The organism is Trinickia dinghuensis (assembly GCF_003367175.1).
Classification (GTDB): domain Bacteria; phylum Pseudomonadota; class Gammaproteobacteria; order Burkholderiales; family Burkholderiaceae; genus Trinickia; species Trinickia dinghuensis.
In genome coordinates, this window is sequence record NZ_QRGA01000010.1 from 122,073 (window position 1) to 140,249 (window position 18,177).

Consider the following 18,177-nt stretch of genomic DNA (forward strand, 5'->3'; position numbering starts at 1 on the left):
ACGGTCAGCGCTCGAAGGCGCCCTCATCGAGCCGCGAGCGGGCCGTTCGGCGCGCCGCGTCGCGCATCGGCAACAGCGCGATCAGGCCGACGATCATGGCCGCCGTGACGAAGTAGGCCGGCATCATCTTGTTGCCCGTCTCCGTGATCAGCCAGGTGACGAGGAACGGCGAGAAGCCGCCGAACAGCGTGGTGGCCACGTTGTACGAAATCGACAAGCCCGTCGCGCGCACCTGCGTCGGGAACAGTTCCGCGAGCGCGGTCGATGCCGGCCCGAGCGCGGCGGCCATCAGCACCGCGAATACCACCTCGGTGGCCAGCAAGTGGGACAAGCTCGGCGCCGCAACGAGCCAAACGAACAGCGGGTAGATGGTCACGACGTACAGGGCCATCGATACGCCCATCACCGGCTTGCGCCCGATGCGATCGGACAGCGAACCGAAGAACGGCGTCAGAATCATCCGCAGCGTACCCGTCGCGACGAGCACGGTGAACGGCGCCGAGACCGGCAGCCCCAGTTGCCGCACCGCGTACACCGGCAGGTAGACGTTGAGCACGTATTGCGCGACGGAGCTCGCGACAACGAGCCCGAAGGCGATCCACAGCGCCGCCTGATGCTCGCGCCAAACCGTGCCGAGCATCGACGCGGCTTTGCCCGCCACGGCACCGGCCGCGTCCTCATAGGCGGGCGGCTCGTGCAGACGCGTGCGGATATAGAAGCCGACGGGACCGATCACCAAGCCGAACATGAACGGGATGCGCCACCCCCAGGCATCGAGCGCGCTCGCGCTGAGCCCGCGCGTGACGAGCGCACCCATCAGCGCGGCCGTCACCGCGGCGACGAACTGCCCGAAGTTCTGCCAGCTGCCGTAGAAGCCGCGCCGATGCGCCGGCGCATATTCGATCAACATCGCCGTCGCGCTGCCGAACTCGCCGCCGGCCGACAGCCCCTGCTGCAGCCGCGCCAAGACGACGACGATCGGCGCGGCAATGCCGATCGTGGCGTACCCGGGTGTGAACGCCATCATCGCCGAGGACACCGTCATCAGGAGAATGACCAACGACAGCGCGGCCTTGCGCCCGGCGCGGTCGGCATAGATCCCCAGCAAGATGCCGCCGATCGGCCGCATCAGGAATGCGCTGCCGAAAGTCGCCGTGGTCATCAGCATCGACACCGTCGGATTCGACGAGGGAAAAAACTGTCTTGCAATGATGACCGACAGGAAGCCGAAGACGATGAAGTCGTACCACTCGAATGCGTTGCCGATGGTACTGGCGACGATGGCGCGGCGATTCGCGCTAGGCAGCGCGGGGGAAGTCGGCATGACGGGGTTCTCCTGGGGGCGCCGCGCTCGAGCGGTGAGCGCCGAACGGTGCGGCATTGTCTCGTGTCTGTTTTAGTGTCGGTGTTGCAACGTCTGTCTCGCCGCCATTCACGGTCACGCTCGACCGTGCTGCCGGCGGGCTCGTTGCTGTCGTGGCTTCACCGCCTGTATGCGTTATCGATTCTCCCGATTTACGTCGCGACGGTCCAATGAGATATTGACGTCGATTCATGAGACAACGGTAATGATTCGTGGCTGCCGCCTCTCCCGCCCCGCCCCAGGCACCGCTCGATCGCACCGCGATCGAAAGCTACTTCTCCCGCCAGCTGAAGCTGCGGCATCTGCAATTGCTCGTGGCGCTTGCCGATCGCCAGACGGTGGCCAAGGTGGCGAGCGCGTTGAGCGTCACCCAGCCGGCCGTTTCGAAGATGCTCGGAGAAATGGAAAAAGGCATCGGCATACCGCTGTTCGAGCGCGACGGCCGCCGCATCCGCCCCACGGCTCACGGCGAATGCTTGATCCGGCACGCGCGCGAACTGCTCCTGCTCGCGCAGCGCGCCAGCGAAGAACTGCATGCGATGTCGGCGGGCACGGGCGGCCGCGTCGAGGTGGGCGTGCTGTCGGTGGCCGCGCCGATCCTGATCCCGGCCGCCGTGGCGCTGTTCAAGCAGCGCTCGCCCACCGCGACGGTCTGCCTGCATGAAGGCACGCTCGACCAGCTCGTGCCGGCCCTGCGCGCGGGCCAGCTCGACATGATCGTCGGGCGCCTGGCTCGCGGGCTCGCGGCGCCCGAATTCACGAGCGAGGCGCTGTTCGACGATCCGACCGTCATCGTGGTCGCGCGCACGCATCCGCTCGCGCGCCGCAAGCGCATCAAATGGGCGGACTTGACCGGCTTGGCGTGGATCGTACCGAGCGCCGGCGCGCCGATGCATCGGCATCTGCTGTCGGTGCTCGAGACGCATGGCGTCGGCACGCCGATCAATACCGTCGAGTCGGTCGTGATCGACGCCAACGTGAGCATGCTGCAGGCGTACCCGATGCTCGGGCTGCTGCCGCGCTCGCACGCGCGGCATCAAGAGGAGGTGGGCACCTTGAAGATCCTGCCGCTAAGCCTGGGCGCCCCGCTCGGTCCGGTCAGCACGACGTGGCGCATCGATGCCGAGGACACGCCGGCCGCCGCCCTGTTTCGCGCCTGCCTCAGCGATGCGGCCAAGGCCGCGCATCGGTGAAGCGATCGCACCCCGCACCGCGTATTCCTATTTATCATGCTCGTACGCAGCGCCTTCGCCAGTCCGATCAACGCTTGAACACTGAAAGGAGCCGGTATGCCGAGCCGTACGCCGACCGCCCTATGGGCCCAGCAATTCACGCGGTCGTCGCCGTCGAAGACGAGCCTGCAGGACCAGATCCGGCAAATGCTCGTCGCCGCGATCCTCGACGGGCAACTGCCGCCCGACGTCGCTCTGCCGTCGAGCCGGGAGTTGGCCGACCAGCTCGGCGTCGCGCGCAACACGGTCGTGCTCGCCTACCAAATGCTCGTCGAAGAAGGCTATCTGATCTCGCGCGAGCGCAGCGGACACTTCGTCAATCCGGAGATGCTCCGCGGCCTGCCCGGTCTCGGCGCGCCGCCGCCCACGGCACCGCTTGCCGCCGAAGACGATACGGCTGGCCGCCCGATCTGGCGGCAGCGCATCGCGCACCTGCCGTCGAACCAGCGCAACATCGTCAAGCCCGCGAATTGGCAGCACTGCGAGTTTCCCTTCATCTACGGCCAATTCGACCAGTCGCTCTTTCCGACCAACGACTGGCGCGAGTGCTGCATGAAAGCGCTGTCGATCATGGAGATCCGCAACTGGGCGCCCGATCTGATCGAACGCGACGACGAATCGCTGATCCAGCAGATCCGCACGCGCGTGCTGCCGCGGCGCGGCGTGTTCGCCATGCCCGACGAAATCGTCATCACGATCGGCTGCCAGCAGGCGCTGTACTTGATCGCCGATTTGCTGTGCGGCCAAGACACGACGGTCGGGTTCGAGAACCCGGGCTACCCCGATGCGCGCAATATCTTCGAGAACCGCAACGCGCGGTTGCTGCCGCTGCGTGTCGACAGCAACGGCATCGCGCCGGAGACGGCCGAGGATACGCTCGCGCGCTGCGACTACGTGTACGTGACACCGAGCCACCAGTGTCCGACCACGGCGACGATGCCGATCGAACGCCGACGCGCGCTGCTCGAAAGCGCTCAGCGCAACGACTTCGTCATCATCGAGGACGACTACGAAAGCGAGAACACGTTCTCCGGTACGCCGCATCCCGCGCTGAAAAGCCTCGACGCGGCCGACCGCGTCATTTACGTCGGCAGCTTGACGAAGACGTTCGCCCCCGGCTTGCGGCTCGGCTATGTGGTCGGCCCGCGCGAACTCATCCGCGAATTGCGCGCGCTGCGGCGCTTGATGATTCGGCATCCCGTAGGCTACGTCCAACGCGCGTTCGCGACGTTTCTTGCGCTCGGGCACCACGACGCGCTGCTGCGGCGGCTCGCGCACGCCTACCGCGAACGTGCGCAGGCGCTGATGGCCGCGCTCGACGCGCATCTGCCGCAAGCGCGCTACGTGCCGATCACAGGCGGCGCCTCGTCATGGGTGGAAGGCCCGGCGTGGCTCGACGCGGAGCGCCTGGCCACCGATGCGCTGGCGGTCGGCGTGGTGATCGAGCCCGGCGACGTGTTCTTCGCGAACGACGACGACGAAGCGCGGCGCCATTTCCGGATGGGCTTCTCGGCCATCGCGCCGGATCGAATCGAAGCCGGCGTGCGCGCGCTCGCGCAATGCGTGCGTGCGCAGCAGCGCACCGGCTGAGACGGGCTTGAATTCTTCAGTTTTTTGGAACGATTCGTTCCGTAGTCGAGCCGATAGGCGGATGGGCGAACTTGTTACGCGCGGGCCTGTGGACGAAAGCCATTCGGTACAATGGCCGCAGTCCACTTTTTCGACACGGCCGTCATGCTCCCCGCGGATACGCCCACCCTGCGCGCCTTCGCGCTGATCGAACACCTCGTCAACGCGGGCGATGCGATCTCGCTCGCCGATCTCGCGCGCGACGTCGATATGCCGAAGGCGTCGCTGCATCGGATGCTGGCTTCGCTCGAAGCCGGTGGGCTCGTCATCCGCGCGCCCGGCCAGAAGAACGCCTATGCGGTCGGGCCGCGGCTCGCCCGGCTCGGCGTCTCCGTGATGATGCATGCCGGCACGCGCCGGCAACGCCACGCAATCCTCGAGCGTCTCGTTTCCGATCTCGGGGAAACCTGCAATCTGACGATGCTGCACGATACCGAGGTGGTCTATCTCGATCGGGTCGAGGCAGCGTGGCCGCTCCGGCTCGACCTTAAGCCGGGCTCACGCGTGCCCGCGTACTGCAGCGCGAGCGGCAAGCTGCTGCTCGCGCAACTGCCGCGCGAGGAGCGCACTGCCCTCGTCCGCACGATGGCGCTCACGCGCCACACGCCGAATACGATCTCGGATCCCGAACTGCTCGAAGCCGAACTCGATCGGACGGCGCACAAGGGCGTTGCGATCGATAACGAGGAATACGTGGCCGGCATCGTCTGCATCGCCGCGCCGATCGCAGCCGCGGGCGGAACCTGCGTGGCGGCGGTCGCGGTGCATGCGCCCGTCTCCAGAATGCCGCTCTCGAAGCTGCTCGACAGCGTGCCGCGCCTGCAAGAGGCCGCGCGCAAGCTGTCGAAGACGTTTTGAGCGAGCGTCTTCAGGTCACGTCACGCCACGCCTTATTACGTACGATGCCCACGCTGATTCACGAGGCCCGCTGATAGTAGATATTCTGCGGATGCCGGGCATCGGCGAAGAAGAACCAGCGCTCGGCAATCAGCCCCGCATACTGAATCACGAACGCCGCGCCGAGCGCGACCGCCGCCGCAGCCGATCTAGGCGCAAGGGCGCCGGCCCCCGTCAACACGAACGGCACCGCGAACGCGCCGATCACGAAGCCGACTTTGACGACCTGCAGCGTCGCGCCGCTCTTGCCGTGAAAGAACTCGCGCGTGTTGAATGCGCTCGCCGTGAAGCCGCGCGATTTCTGCTCGATCTTCGCGTTGCGAATCCCGGTCGCGCTCTGCACGGTCGACTTCGGCTTGAGGCGCGCGTTCCGCGCCAGCGATGCGAGACGCGTCGCGCAACCCGCCAGCGTCAACACGCAAGCGCACGCGGCGAGCCAGCCGACGAGCGCGGGCGCGAGCCAGGCGGCACAGGCCGTCGCGAGCGTACAGCCGGACGCGCAGCCGAGCAGCACGAAGTTCACGAGCGTGAACGGGCTGGCCCATTCCTGCAGGAACCGCATGCACGCATAGATCATGGCGGTGCACACGAACAACGCCACGCTCGCGGCTGCGGCAAGCACGCCAATCTCGAGCGTGCTGCCGACGCCGGCCCAATGCGCGGCGCCGTATGCCGTCGTGAGCGCCAGAAACACCGGCAACGCGATGCACTCGCGCGAGAGCCACGACGTGCGCCACATCGCAACCGCGCGCCACGCGCGCTCAGGATGCCCGAGATGGAAAAACGACGCGGCCAGGCCGAGCGTGCCGAGAACGACGGCCAGCGCCGCCCCGACCACATAGAATGCGGACGGCACGTCTACGCTCACCGCGCGCGAAGCGGCTTCGGACACGACGAGGGTCAGCAACAACCCCTGCGCCGCGCCGCATAGCGTCGTGAGAAAAATGACTGAGAAAGCAGGCCGCATGGGGACTCCGTAACGCCGATAGGGACTGATGCCGTACTAGTTCTGTTTTAGCTTCGCGCTTCTTCAACCGCGCTTCAACCGCGCTTCAGCGATGCACGGCCAATGCCGCGAGATTCACCTCGCCGCGCTCGAACTGCGATTCGAGCGTCGCGTCATCCGATGCCGCCGCGCTCCCGCACCCGCCGCTTTTACCGCAGCCGCAAGACGGTTCGGTCTTCACGCGCGGCAGATAATGGTTCGAAGGCTTCGTGTCCCATTCGGGCATGAGCTGATAGCCGCCGCGTTCGCGGATCGCGCGCGACACATCCGACTGCGGATCGTGAATATCGCCGAAGATCCGCGCGGACGTCGGGCACGCGAGCACGCACGCGGGCTTGCGATCGCGTTCGGGCAGCGCTTCGTTATAGATCCGGTCGGAGCAGAGCGTGCACTTCGTCATCTCCTTGCGGCCTTCGTCAAGTTCGCGCGCGCCGTACGGGCAGGCCCACGCGCAATACTTGCAGCCGATGCACTTGTCGTAGTCGACGAGCACGAGGCCGTCCGACTTGCGCTTGTAGCTCGCGCCGGTCGGACACACGGGCACGCACGGCGGATCCTCGCAATGCAGGCACGATTTCGGAAAATGAATCGTGTCGGTCATCGGGAAAACGCCCGCTTCGTAAGTCTGCACGCGATTGAAGAACGTGCCCGACGGATCGTCGTCGTAGGGGCGAATGTCGGTCAGGCTGCCCGCCTCTCCCGACGTATTCCATTCCTTGCAGCTCGTCACGCACGCATGGCAACCCACACAGACGTTTAGGTCGATGACCAGGGCCATCTGAGTCATTGTTCATCTCCTGCTTGGCTTACGGAATCGCCCTGCCCGCCAGCGAATGCGCTCGCCTTGCGCAGCCGCGCCGCGAACTCGCCCTTGCCGGCGAAATAGGCCTGCACGCGCTGCAACACGCTCGTCGAACCGGGCATCGGCTGCATCGGCGCGAATTGCGGCAGCGTCGTCGACGCATCGGCCTCGGCTCGATAAATCCGCACGCGAACGTCGTACCAGCCGGCCTGGCCCGTGATCGGATCGGAATTGGACATCCGCTCGCCCGCTCGCGTGTCGCTCGGCAGTTCGTCCGCGATAACATGGTTCAGCAGAAAGCCGCGTTGAGACTCGCCCGCATTCGGCCCGAGATTCCATGCGCCGGCCGCCTTGCCGATCGCATTCCAGGTCCAGACCGTGCCGGGCTCCACCGCCTCGCTATAACGCGCGCGGCAGCGCACCTTGCCCCAAGGCGACTCGACATAGATCCACCCGCCGTCCTCGATACCCTCTTTCGCGGCCATCGCGGGATTCACGAACAGATGGTTCTCGCCGTGAATTTGGCGCAGCCACGCGTTTTGCGAATCCCACGAGTGGTACATCGCCATCGGCCGCTGCGTGATTGCCGCGAGCGGATAGTGGTTCAGATCGGTCACGTCCTGTTCGAGCGGCGGATACCAGAACGGCAGCGGATCGAAATACCGCTCGATCCGCGCGCGCAAATGGTCCGGCGGCTGCCGCCCTTGCGTCTTGCCTTGCGCGGCGAGACGGAACGTCTGCATCGCCTCCGAATAGAGCTGGATGACGATCGGCACGCCGTACTTGCGCAGCCCGTTCCCGGTGGCCCATTCCATGTACGGGCCGTTGCAGTTGCGCATGTACTGCAGCGGCTCCGGCAAGTGATGGTGGTACACGCAGTTGTTCTTCGCGTACTGCTCCCACTGATTCGGATTCGGCTCGCCGACGACGGCCTTGGTGCCGTCCTTGCCGCGCCAGCCGATCAGAAAGCCCGTACCCGAATCGGGCGCGGTCTGGAAGTTGACGATGAAGTCCGGATAATCGCGATACTTGCGTTTGCCGTCGGCCGTCGTGAAAGCCGGAAACTTAAGACGGCTCGCGAGTTCGATCAGCACTTCCTGGAACGGCTTGCACTCGCCCGTCGGCGGCACCACGGGCACCCGCACCGAATCGACGGGGCCGTCGAATTCGGAGATCGGGCGATCGAGCATCGACATCACGTCGTGGCGCTCGAGATAGGTCGTATCCGGCAGGATCAAATCGGCGAAGGCGGTCATCTCCGATTCGAACGCATCGCAAACGACCAGGAACGGAATCTTGTATTCGCCGTCCTCGCGCTTGTCGACGAGCATCTTGCGCACTTGCACCGGATTCATCGACGAATTCCACGCCATGTTCGCCATGAAGATCATGAGCGTGTCGATCGGATAGGGATCGCCGCGCCAGGCGTTCGTGATGACCGAATGCATGAGGCCATGCACCGCGAGCGGATATTCCCACGAGAACGCTTTATCGATGCGCGCGGGAGAGCCGTCCTCGTGGATGAAGAGATCCGAGGGCGCGGCGGGCCAGCCGAGCGGACCCGTCGCGAGCGGCGTGTTCGGCTTGACGACGGCGGGATCGTTCGGCGGTTTAGCCGACGGCGGGGCCGCGCGGGGGTACGGCGCCTTATGGCGGAAGCCGCCCGGCCGGTCGATCGTGCCGAGCAGCGACATGAGCACGGCCATCGCACGGATGGTCTGAAAGCCGTTCGAATGGGCCGCGAGCCCGCGCATCGCATGGAACGCGATCGGCGCGCCTTCGACCGTATCGTGCGTCTTGCCCCAGGAATCGGTCCACTGAATCGGCAGCACGATCCGCTGCTCGCGCACGGCCGTCGCCATTTCGCGCGCGATGCGCTCGATGACGTCGGCCGCGATACCGGTGATCTCGGCCGCCCATTGCGGCGTGCAATGCGCGACTTGTTCGCGCAGCAAGGCGAACGACGGTGCGACGGGCGTGCCGTCTTCGAGCACGTAGCGCCCGTCGAGCGCGGGCTCAGCGTCTTGCGCGTGATTGACCACCGCGCGATTCGTGCGCGTATCCCACCAGAGATGATTCTGCGGAAACAGCGCGTTCACTTCGGGCGCATCGGGATCGCGGACGAACAGGCCGAACGTGTCGCTTCTCTCCCGCAAATCCACAAGTTCGCCCGCGTTCGTGAAGCGTTCGACGAAGTCACGATCGTAGGCGTCATGCTCGATCAACTCCCGGATCAGCGCCATGAATAGGGCACCGTCGGTGCCGGGGCGAATCGGGATCCATTCGTCGGCGATGGCCGCGTAGCCCGTGCGTACCGGATTGATGGCGATGAAGCGCCCCCCGGCCCGCTTGAATTTCGACAAGGCGATCTTCAGCGGATTCGAGTGATGATCCTCGGCCGTGCCGATCATGAAAAACAGCCGCGCGTTGTCGAGGTCCGGGCCGCCGAATTCCCAAAACGAGCCGCCGATCGTATAGATCATGCCGGCCGCCATGTTCGCCGAGCAAAAGCCGCCGTGCGCCGCGTAGTTCGGCGTGCCGTACTGTTTCGCGAACAGACCGGTCAAGGCTTGCATCTGGTCGCGGCCCGTGAAGAGCGCGAACTTCTTCGGGTCGGTCGCACGCAGATGCCCGAGACGCTTCTCGAGCATGTCGAACGCGACGTCCCAGGACACCGGTTCGAACTGAGCCTCCCCGCGTTCGGCCCCCTGCTTGCGCAGCAGCGGGCGCGTGAGCCGCGCCGGCGAGTACTGCTTCATGATCCCCGACGAACCCTTCGCGCAAATCACGCCTTGGTTCAGCGGATGCTCGGGATTGCCGTCGATGTAGCGTACTTCGCCATCGCGCAAATGCACTCGAATCCCGCAACGGCATGCGCACATGTAGCAAGTCGTCGTCTTGATCTCGAGTTTTTCGTTTTGTGTGCGCGCCTGATGTTCCATCGTCCTTCCTCGCTCGCGGATGACGTCGCCCGAACCTCGGTAAGACGCGGGCCGCAAATCCGCAGTTCATTCGGTACGGCTATGCTACGTGCGACTCGATCCGGTAAAAAGTCGCATTCCATGATCGAAACTATCGGCCGCCGCGATAGTTGGCCGCACCGGTTCAGCGCCTCGATTCGAAGGTTCGGTTCAGGGACGTTCGTCGCGCCTGAAGTACTCCAGGTAAAGCATGCGCTGCCCGATGCGCCGGAACGGCGCGAACGGATGGCCCGGCAGCGGGCTTGTGAAGATCGGCAGCGTCAGGTGAGCCGTCTTGCCCGCGATGTGTTCGGCCAGCCTCCTTCCCGCCTGCTGGGAATACGACACGCCGTTGCCGCCGTATCCCAGTGCGTAATACACCGACTGCTTCGGATCGGGCTGGCAGATGCGCGGCATCATGTCGTGGCTGACATCGACCCAGCCCCACCACGAGTAATCGATGTCCACGCCGCGCAGAGCCGGAAACTTGCGCGCCATCCCTTCCTTGAGCAAATCCAGATGGCGCGGATTCGGCGCGTCGCGGCCGGTAATCGCGCTGCGGCTGCCGATCTGCAGCCGACGGTCGGGCAACAGGCGGTAATAGAAGCGCAACGTGCGCGTATCGGTCAGCACCTGCGTCGTGCGGAAGTTGCAGGCATCGATCTCCGCGTCGGTCAGGACGCGCGTGACCATCGAGTTCGACAGAATCGGCATCACCTTGCTGCGCAGCGCGGGATGCAGCGTCTGCGCCGTATAGGCTCCCGTCGCGATCCCGACCGCCCGGGCACGCACGATGCCGCCCGGCGTATGCAGATGATGGACGCCGTTGATCGTCTCCCACCCGGTCACGGGGCTGCTCGTGTGCACGCGCGCTCCTGCGGCACGGGCAAGGCGCAGATAGCCGAACGCAAGCTTCGCCGCGTGGATGCCGATGCCTTCGGGCTCGTGCAGCGCACCGGCCGATTCGTGGTCGTTCAGGAACTCGCGCCGGAAAGTCTCCGCGCTCAGCAGTTCGGATGGATAGCCGAACACGTCCTTCCACACCTTCGCTTCGGCGGCGAGCTTGGCCATGATGCGGGGACGGTGAGCGATCAAAAAGTGGCCGCCCGGCTGCGGATCGCAATCGATCTCGGTCAGAAACGATTTGAAATGATTGAAGCCTTCGAGGATTTCCTCGTGCATCTTCAATGCCACGCCTTTGCCCCAGCGTTCGATCCATTGCGAGCGCGACAGCCGCCCCGATGCGTTCTGCGCCTGCCCGCCGTTGCGGCTGCTGCAGCCCCAGCTCGTGCGATTGGCCTCGAGCACCACGGCCTTGATGCCGTGCTCGCGCGCGAGACACAGCGCGGTGGCCAGGCCCGTATAGCCGGAGCCGATGATCGCCACGTCGACGTCCATGTCCTTCGTGACCGGACCGTCGTCGGCGGGCGGCGTGCCCGCGGTCGCCACCCAGTACGTCGGCGCGTAGTCCCTGCCCTGCCCGGGGCCCGGCGAGACGAGCGGATCGTAGGTCGGATCGTAACGCTTGTCGGCCGGCGTGCCCCCGGCGAAGCCGCTCGCCGCACGCTCGACTGAACTGTATTCCATGATGAGGACTCCTAATAATGGAGGTGTTCTCGTTGGTCGATCTTGCTCGAATGCCTAGATGCTTGAACGCATCGATCTGTTGAGGAAAGTGTAGATAGGCGAATTTCGCGCAGGTAGAACCAGTGGCATGGATTCGCTTGGACCAGCGCGTGGACCTGCGCTGGGCCGCATCGGCGCTGCCCGCGGGGAAGCGCCACGGCCGAGGCGGTGGACTCGACTCGAGCCGACCCGAGCCGACTTGAGCCGATCCGACAAAATCCTAGACGTTACGTCTACTTTTATCCGCACAAACGAGGATATTCAGGTCGGATTTATTGGATCACGCTAATAAGTGGTACAGAATGGTTCACTTTGATCGACCACCTTCCGCAGGATGACCCATGCGCGCCACCGCTTCAGCGCCCGCCGACCCGGCGCCCACCGACGACGCGCGCGTGCTGCGCGCACTTGCCGTGCTCGAGGCGCTGGCGCAAGCGGGGCAACCGTACACGCTGTCGCAACTGTCCGCGCGCTTGCACATTCCCAAAGCCACGCTGCTGCGGATGATCGAATCGCTGGAAACGCGCGGCTACGTGATGCACATGCCCGACTCGCGCGGCCACGATCGAGCCATCACGCTCGGCCCGCGGGCCGCGCAGTTCGCACTGTCGGCGCTGTCGAACAATACGTTCACGCGCGCATGCCGGTCGGTGTTGCGCGCGCTCGTCGACGTACTCGGTGAAACGTGCAACCTGACCGCGCTCGACAACGATGCGGTGCTTTATATCGAGCGGGTGGAAACGACCGAGCCGTTGCGGCTCGAGATGCGCCCCGGCATGCGTGTGCCGCTGCATTGCACCGCGAGCGGCAAGCTCTTCCTGTCGCAGATGACGGCGCTCGAGCGCAACGCGATGCTGACGCGGCTCACGCTGAAGAAGATGACGTACCGGACGCTGACCGAACCGCAGCTGCTCGCCGCCGAACTCGATCGGCTCGGGACGCGCGGCGTGGGCATCGACAACGAGGAATTCGTACGGGGGATGGTGGCCGTGGCCGTGCCCGTCAGGGCCTCCGCCGACGGACACGCGCTCGCCGCGCTGGCCGTGCATGCGCCGACCGCACGGGCGACGCTCGACGATTTGCTGAAGGCCGTCCCGCAGATGCGCGAAGCCGCGAGCCGCCTAGCGCCGCTTTTGCATCTGCATCTGAACGACGCCTAGGGCGGAAAGCATCAGCGGCGAAGCGCGCCGCGCGCGGCGCATCGCACCCCGCTCCGAACGCGCCCCGCCGCCCGTTTTCTCAATGAGCGAGAATCCCCATCGATTGCTTCTTCAGATCCAAGAAGTGCGGATCGAACGCGACTTCCGGCGTGCGCGGCCGTTCGAGTTCGATCGGTACGTCGAGCGCGACCCGTCCCGGCCGCGACGACAGCACGACGAGCCGCGTACCGAGAAAGATCGCTTCGTCGATGTCATGCGTGATGAACACGATGGTGCACCGCAACTGATCCCATAGCGCCGTCAAGAACGTCTGCATCGCGCTGCGCGTTTGCGCGTCCAACGCACCGAACGGCTCGTCCATCAGCAAGACTTTCGGCTTCATGACGAGCGCCCGCGCAATCGCCACGCGCTGCTGCATGCCGCCCGACAGCTCGTACGTCTTGTGATGCGCGAAGTTCTCGAGGCCGATCGTATGCAGGATCTCAGCCGAGGCCCGCCGGCGTTCGGCCTTGGGTACCGAATGCAGGGACAGCCCGAACTCGATGTTCTCCTCGACGCTGAGCCAGGGGAACAATCCCGCCTGCTGGAAGACGACGACGCGGTCCTCCCCGGGATGGTCCTTGGTCTCGCCGTCGACGAAGATGTTGCCCTTGGAAGGCGACGTCAAACCGGCCAGCAAATGCAGCAAGGTGGTCTTGCCGCAGCCGGAAGCCCCGAGCACGGTGACGAACTCGCCGCCCTGGAACGTCAGATTGATGTTCTCGAGCGCGGAGACCGCGCCGAAGGTCTTGTAGAGGGAATCGATAACGATGTTCAAGTCCGTCTCCTGCTGAGCGAATGGGCACTCAGTGTTTCATCGGCTCAATGAGCCAGCGGTTGCGAATATTGCGGCACGACGTTGTTGTCGAAATTCGCCGGCACCGTTTGAATGCGCCCGATCTGGTTGAGCACTTTGGCGGTGTTCGACAACGTCTCGTAAGTGGCGGACGTTTTCACGCCGGCCCCGGAACCCATGACCTTCGGCGTCGTCTGGTCGGCACCCGAGAACAGTTCGTAGCCGGCCAACTCGCCTTTCGCGACGGGCACCGTGACGCCCGTTTGGCGAGCCATCTCGGCGATTGCCTTATCCGGGTCCTTCTTCGTGATTTGATAGCCTTCGTCGAGTGCGGCGACGAAGCCCTTCGCGAGTTCCGCATGCGTCTTCGCCCAGTCGGCGTTGACGATGCAGACGTTGTAGCTCGACGCCCCGCGCGGCAGGTCGCCGTCGGTCTTGATCGCCTTGCCGCCGGCCGCGCGCAGCGCACTGAACACCGGATCCCAGACGATCGCCGCATCGATCGCGCCCGTCACCCACGAAGTCCGCATTTGCGGCGGCGCCATATTGATCTGCGTCACCGACGAATACGGCACGTGCGCTTGGGCGAGGAACGTCGCCAGCTCGAACGAGGCCTGCGAGCCGGCCACGATTGCGATCTTCTTGCCTTGCAGGCCCGAGACATCGTGGATGCCGCTTTCGGGCTTGACCACGATTCCCGCCGCCTCCGTGTAGCGCTCCTGGTTGTAGATGATCGCCATCGGCAAGCCCTGCGCGATCGCGGTCACGAGCGGCGGGACGCCCAGGCCGCACATGAACGCCAGACTGTTCGACGCCAGCGCGCTCATGGCGGCCGGGCCCGAACTGAAAAGCTTGTACTCGACGTCCGCATTCATGTGATGTTCGAACAGGTGCTCGGCCATCGACACCATGTACGGATCGGCACCGTTGTCCTCGTAGCCGATGATGACTTGAGGCTTGCTTTGGGCAAACGCCTGCCCCGCCATCAAGCAGCCGCCGGCCAGCAGCGCCGCGCAAGCGATTTGGATTCCGTGTTTCATATTCGTATTCATGTCTTGTCTCCTCCGATGGTTTAACTCAATCATGTCCACGCCAGGGCACGATCCAATTCTCTAGCTTGCGAATAACCAACTCCATGGCATAGCCGATCACCCCGATGATGACGATGCCCACGATGACGACCGCAACCTGCAAAGCTTGTCCGGCGAACTGAACCAGCCAGCCCAATCCGCTGCTGGCGGCGATCAGTTCCGCCGCCACCAAGCATGTCCAGGCCACGCCGATCCCTACCCGCATCGACGTGAAGATCTCCGGCATGGCCGAAGGCAGCACGATCTTGCGGAAAATTTGAGCGTTGGTGGCGCCCAGGGTGCGCGCCACCGCGATACGCAGGGGCGGCGTACTCTTCACGCCCGACATGGTCCCGATGATGATGACCGGGATCGTGCCGACGAGAATCAGGATTGCCTTGGGCAGCTCGCCGATGCCGAACCACACGACGAGCAGCGGGATATAGGCGAGCGGAGGCACGGGGCGGATGAATTGCAGCAACGGATCGATGATGTCGAAGATGATTTTGTTGCGCGACATCAAAAGGCCGACCGGCACGCCGATCGCGACCGCGCCGACGAAACCGATGACGATGCGGAAGCAACTGATCAGGATGTCGCTGAACAACGACTGCCCGCCGTATCCGCTGCGCAGAATCTCGATGAACGACTGCCAAACCGCCACGGGCGAAGGCAGTGCGAACGCAGGAAAGACGCCGGCCATCGATACGGCTTGCCATAGCAAGACGCAGACGACCAGCACGGCGGCCGTCAGCCAGTATGAATTCATGCCGGCGCGAATGCGGCGCTGTTTGACCTTGGATTCGCTCGGCGCGGTGGATCGCTCGATCGGCTTTCCGTGTTCGGGTAGGGCTCTTACTCTCACTGCCGTCTCCTAAAGTTTCACAAAAAGTATAGTCAGCGCCGACAAGCACCGGCTTCAGTGTTTGGCCCAACACTCGATTGCAAGCCCGCCGTTTAAACAAGCATCGTCAATCAATAAGCGACCCGGTAGTGCCAGGCAAAAGCATCCTATGGGTCCAGCCCGGCAAGCCCGCCGGCACTGGCTTTGCGCGTCCTCTGGCCCAAGCGAAACCGGCCATCTGGCGCTACCCCCGTATACGAACTGCCATTAACTTCTCCCTATCGGTGCCGCATTGCGCAACTCGCGATTCGCGGCTTCCGCCAAGCACCCGAACAGGATCAGGACTAGGAACAGGAACAGGAGACATCGATGACCACAGCCACGCCCCTCGCCGCTTCCCCCGTGACGGCCGACACGCTCGCCGCGTTTTCCGATGCGTTCAATCGCCACGACGCGAACGCGCTGATGGGATTCATGACCGAGGACTGCGTGTTCGACGCGGCCGCGGGGCCCGAGGTGTACGGCACGCGCTTCGTCGGCCGCGCGGCCGTGCGCGCGGCGTTCGAAGCGGTGTTTAAGAGTTTTCCCGATGCGCACTGGGGCCATGGGCGCCATTACGTCGCCGGCGAGCGCGGCGTCTCCGAGTGGGTCTTCACGGGCACGCACACGGAGGGCTGGCGCATGCAAGCCGAAGGCTGCGACCTGTTCGAGTTCCGCGACGGACTGATCGCGGTCAAGCGCGCCTTCCGCAAGGAACGGCCCAAGCTGCCCGCTTGAGGATGCGCCATGTCCCGAAAGCAACGTGTGCGTTTTGAAACGAATCATTTCATTTCATTCCAAATTCGTCGTCGGCAGGTGGAATGACTTGACCCGAGTTCGGCATTGCCTAGTATCTGGAACAACATATTCCGTTAAATGAAGATCGGAGACAACCCATGAGCGACCAAACCACTTCCCAGCGCACCACGGCCAGCGGTCCGCAAGACATGACACCGTCCGAAGCTTTCGTCGAGACGCTCGCCGCCAATGGCGTGACCGACATGTTCGGCATCATGGGCTCGGCGTTCATGGACGCGATGGACATCTTCGCGCCGGCGGGAATCCGCCTGATTCCGGTCGTCCACGAACAGGGCGCCGGCCACATGGCCGACGGCTATGCCCGCGTATCGGGGCGTCACGGTGTCGTGATCGGCCAGAACGGCCCCGGCATCAGCAACTGCGTGACCGCGATCGCGGCCGCCTATTGGGCTCACAGCCCCGTCGTGATCGTCACGCCCGAGGCCGGCACGATGGGCATCGGGCTCGGCGGCTTCCAGGAAGCGAACCAGCTGCCGATGTTCCAGGAGTTCACGAAATACCAGGGGCACGTCACGCATCCGGCCCGGATGGCCGAATTCACGGCGCGCTGTTTCGACCGCGCGCAGGCCGAGATGGGCCCGACCCAGCTCAACATCCCGCGCGACTACTTCTACGGCAAGGTCAAAGTCGAGATTCCGCAGCCGCGCAAACTCGATCGCGGCCCCGGCGGCGACCAAAGCCTGAACGAGGCCGCCGATCTGATCGCGCAGGCGAAATTCCCCGTGATCATCTCGGGCGGTGGTGTCGTCATGGCCGACGCCGTCGAGGAGTGCAAGGCGCTGGCCGAACGCTTGGGCGCCCCGGTCGTCAACAGCTACCTGCACAACGATTCGTTCCCGGCAAACCATCCCCTGTGGTGCGGCCCGCTCGGCTATCAGGGCTCGAAAGCCGGGATGAAACTGCTCTCGCGCGCGGACGTCGTGATCGCGCTCGGCTCGCGTCTCGGGCCGTTCGGCACGCTGCCCCAGCACGGCATGGATTACTGGCCGAAGGAAGCGAAGATCATCCAGATCGACGCCGATCACAAGATGCTCGGCCTCGTGAAGAAGATTTCGGTCGGCATCTGCGGCGACGCCAAGGCCTCGGCCGTGGCGCTGACGCAGCGTCTGGCCAATCGCGAACTCGGCTGCGACGCCACGCGCAGCGAGCGGGCCGATCAGATCGCCAGCGAAAAGGCGGCCTGGGAGAAAGAGCTCGACGGCTGGACGCACGAACTCGACGGCTACAGCCTCGACATGATCGAAGAGCAGAAAAAGGAGCGCACGTTCAACGGCGGCCAGTATCTGCATCCGCGCCAGGTATTGCGCGAACTCGAGAAAGCGATGCCGGACGACGTGATGGTGTCGACCGACATCGGCAACATCAACTCGGTGGCGAACAGCTACCTGCGCTTCAACAAGCCGCGCAGCTTTTTCGCCGCGATGAGCTGGGGCAATTGCGGCTACGCGTTCCCGACGATCATCGGCGCGAAGGTGGCGGCGCCGCATCGTCCCGCCGTGTCGTACGCGGGCGACGGCGCATGGGGGATGAGCCTCATGGAAACGATGACGTGCGTGCGTCATGGGATCCCCGTCACGGCCGTCGTGTTCCATAACCGGCAATGGGGCGCGGAGAAGAAGAATCAGGTCGACTTCTACAACCGCCGCTTCGTCGCGGGGGAACTCGACAACCAGAGCTTCGCGGCCATCGGGCGCGCGATGGGCGCGGAAGGCATCGTCGTCGATCGGTTGGAAGACGTCGGCCCGGCCCTGAAGCGAGCCATCGACATGCAGATGAACGAAGGCAAGACGACGATCGTAGAAATCATGTGCACGCGCGAACTCGGCGATCCGTTCCGCCGCGATGCGTTGTCCAAGCCCGTGCGCATGCTCGACAAGTATCGCGATTACGTCTGA

14 protein-coding genes are annotated in these 18,177 nt (G+C 64.6%); 6 read left to right on the top strand and 8 right to left on the bottom strand.

Going from position 1 to position 18,177, the window contains the following annotated elements; genetic code table 11:
- Window positions 1–4 precede the first annotated feature (4 nt).
- On the bottom strand, window positions 5–1,324 hold the full coding sequence (locus DWV00_RS18715) for an MFS transporter (protein ID WP_115535091.1): 1,320 nt from the start codon (window positions 1,322–1,324) through the stop codon (window positions 5–7).
- Window positions 1,325–1,575: 251 nt separating this feature from the next.
- On the opposite strand from DWV00_RS18715, the gene DWV00_RS18720 reads away from it, so the two are divergent.
- The 3 genes from DWV00_RS18720 to DWV00_RS18730 all read left to right on the top strand — a co-directional run bounded on the left by DWV00_RS18720 (window position 1,576) and on the right by DWV00_RS18730 (window position 5,082).
- Entirely contained in the window at window positions 1,576–2,556 is a 981-nt protein-coding gene (locus DWV00_RS18720) for a LysR substrate-binding domain-containing protein (protein WP_115535092.1), read from the top strand.
- A 96-nt stretch (window positions 2,557–2,652) separates the two neighbouring features.
- Complete coding sequence (gene pdxR, locus DWV00_RS18725; protein WP_115535093.1) at window positions 2,653–4,185, top strand: MocR-like pyridoxine biosynthesis transcription factor PdxR; 1,533 nt, start codon at window positions 2,653–2,655, stop codon at window positions 4,183–4,185.
- Between the two features lie 144 nt (window positions 4,186–4,329).
- Entirely contained in the window at window positions 4,330–5,082 is a 753-nt protein-coding gene (locus DWV00_RS18730) for an IclR family transcriptional regulator (protein ID WP_115535277.1), read from the top strand.
- Between the two features lie 58 nt (window positions 5,083–5,140).
- On the opposite strand, the gene DWV00_RS18735 is transcribed toward DWV00_RS18730, so the two are convergent.
- From DWV00_RS18735 to DWV00_RS18750, 4 genes are all read right to left on the bottom strand, one after another.
- Entirely contained in the window at window positions 5,141–6,088 is a 948-nt protein-coding gene (locus tag DWV00_RS18735; protein ID WP_115535094.1) for a dimethyl sulfoxide reductase anchor subunit family protein, read from the bottom strand.
- Window positions 6,089–6,173: 85 nt separating this feature from the next.
- On the bottom strand, window positions 6,174–6,914 hold the full coding sequence (locus DWV00_RS18740; protein WP_115535095.1) for a 4Fe-4S dicluster domain-containing protein: 741 nt from the start codon (window positions 6,912–6,914) through the stop codon (window positions 6,174–6,176).
- The gene (locus DWV00_RS18745; protein ID WP_115535096.1) at window positions 6,911–9,871 is read right to left on the bottom strand and encodes a molybdopterin oxidoreductase family protein; all 2,961 of its coding nucleotides are present in this window, start codon (window positions 9,869–9,871) and stop codon (window positions 6,911–6,913) included. The genes DWV00_RS18740 and DWV00_RS18745 overlap by 4 nt, the downstream gene beginning before the upstream one ends.
- 189 nt (window positions 9,872–10,060) lie before the next feature.
- A complete protein-coding gene (locus DWV00_RS18750; protein WP_115535097.1) occupies window positions 10,061–11,476 on the bottom strand; it encodes an NAD(P)/FAD-dependent oxidoreductase in 1,416 nt (471 codons plus the stop codon).
- A 380-nt stretch (window positions 11,477–11,856) separates the two neighbouring features.
- On the opposite strand from DWV00_RS18750, the gene DWV00_RS18755 reads away from it, so the two are divergent.
- Window positions 11,857–12,675: an IclR family transcriptional regulator gene (locus tag DWV00_RS18755; protein WP_115535098.1), complete on the top strand. Its 819-nt coding sequence runs from the start codon at window positions 11,857–11,859 to the stop codon at window positions 12,673–12,675.
- 79 nt (window positions 12,676–12,754) lie between these two features.
- On the opposite strand, the gene DWV00_RS18760 is transcribed toward DWV00_RS18755, so the two are convergent.
- The 3 genes from DWV00_RS18760 to DWV00_RS18770 are packed head-to-tail and all read right to left on the bottom strand — an operon-like array spanning window position 12,755 to window position 15,445.
- Window positions 12,755–13,492 carry an ABC transporter ATP-binding protein gene (locus DWV00_RS18760; protein WP_115535099.1) on the bottom strand — a complete coding sequence of 246 codons (738 nt, stop codon included), beginning with the start codon at window positions 13,490–13,492 and terminating at the stop codon, window positions 12,755–12,757.
- 44 nt (window positions 13,493–13,536) lie between these two features.
- Window positions 13,537–14,562 (bottom strand): taurine ABC transporter substrate-binding protein, encoded by a 1,026-nt coding sequence (locus tag DWV00_RS18765; protein ID WP_245964931.1) that lies wholly within the window; start codon window positions 14,560–14,562, stop codon window positions 13,537–13,539.
- A 25-nt stretch (window positions 14,563–14,587) separates the two neighbouring features.
- Complete coding sequence (locus DWV00_RS18770; protein ID WP_245964932.1) at window positions 14,588–15,445, bottom strand: ABC transporter permease; 858 nt, start codon at window positions 15,443–15,445, stop codon at window positions 14,588–14,590.
- Between the two features lie 348 nt (window positions 15,446–15,793).
- On the opposite strand from DWV00_RS18770, the gene DWV00_RS18775 reads away from it, so the two are divergent.
- Window positions 15,794–16,201 carry a nuclear transport factor 2 family protein gene (locus tag DWV00_RS18775; RefSeq protein WP_115535101.1) on the top strand — a complete coding sequence of 136 codons (408 nt, stop codon included), beginning with the start codon at window positions 15,794–15,796 and terminating at the stop codon, window positions 16,199–16,201.
- A gap of 158 nt (window positions 16,202–16,359) precedes the next feature.
- Window positions 16,360–18,177 (top strand): sulfoacetaldehyde acetyltransferase, encoded by a 1,818-nt coding sequence (gene xsc / locus DWV00_RS18780; protein WP_181885513.1) that lies wholly within the window; start codon window positions 16,360–16,362, stop codon window positions 18,175–18,177.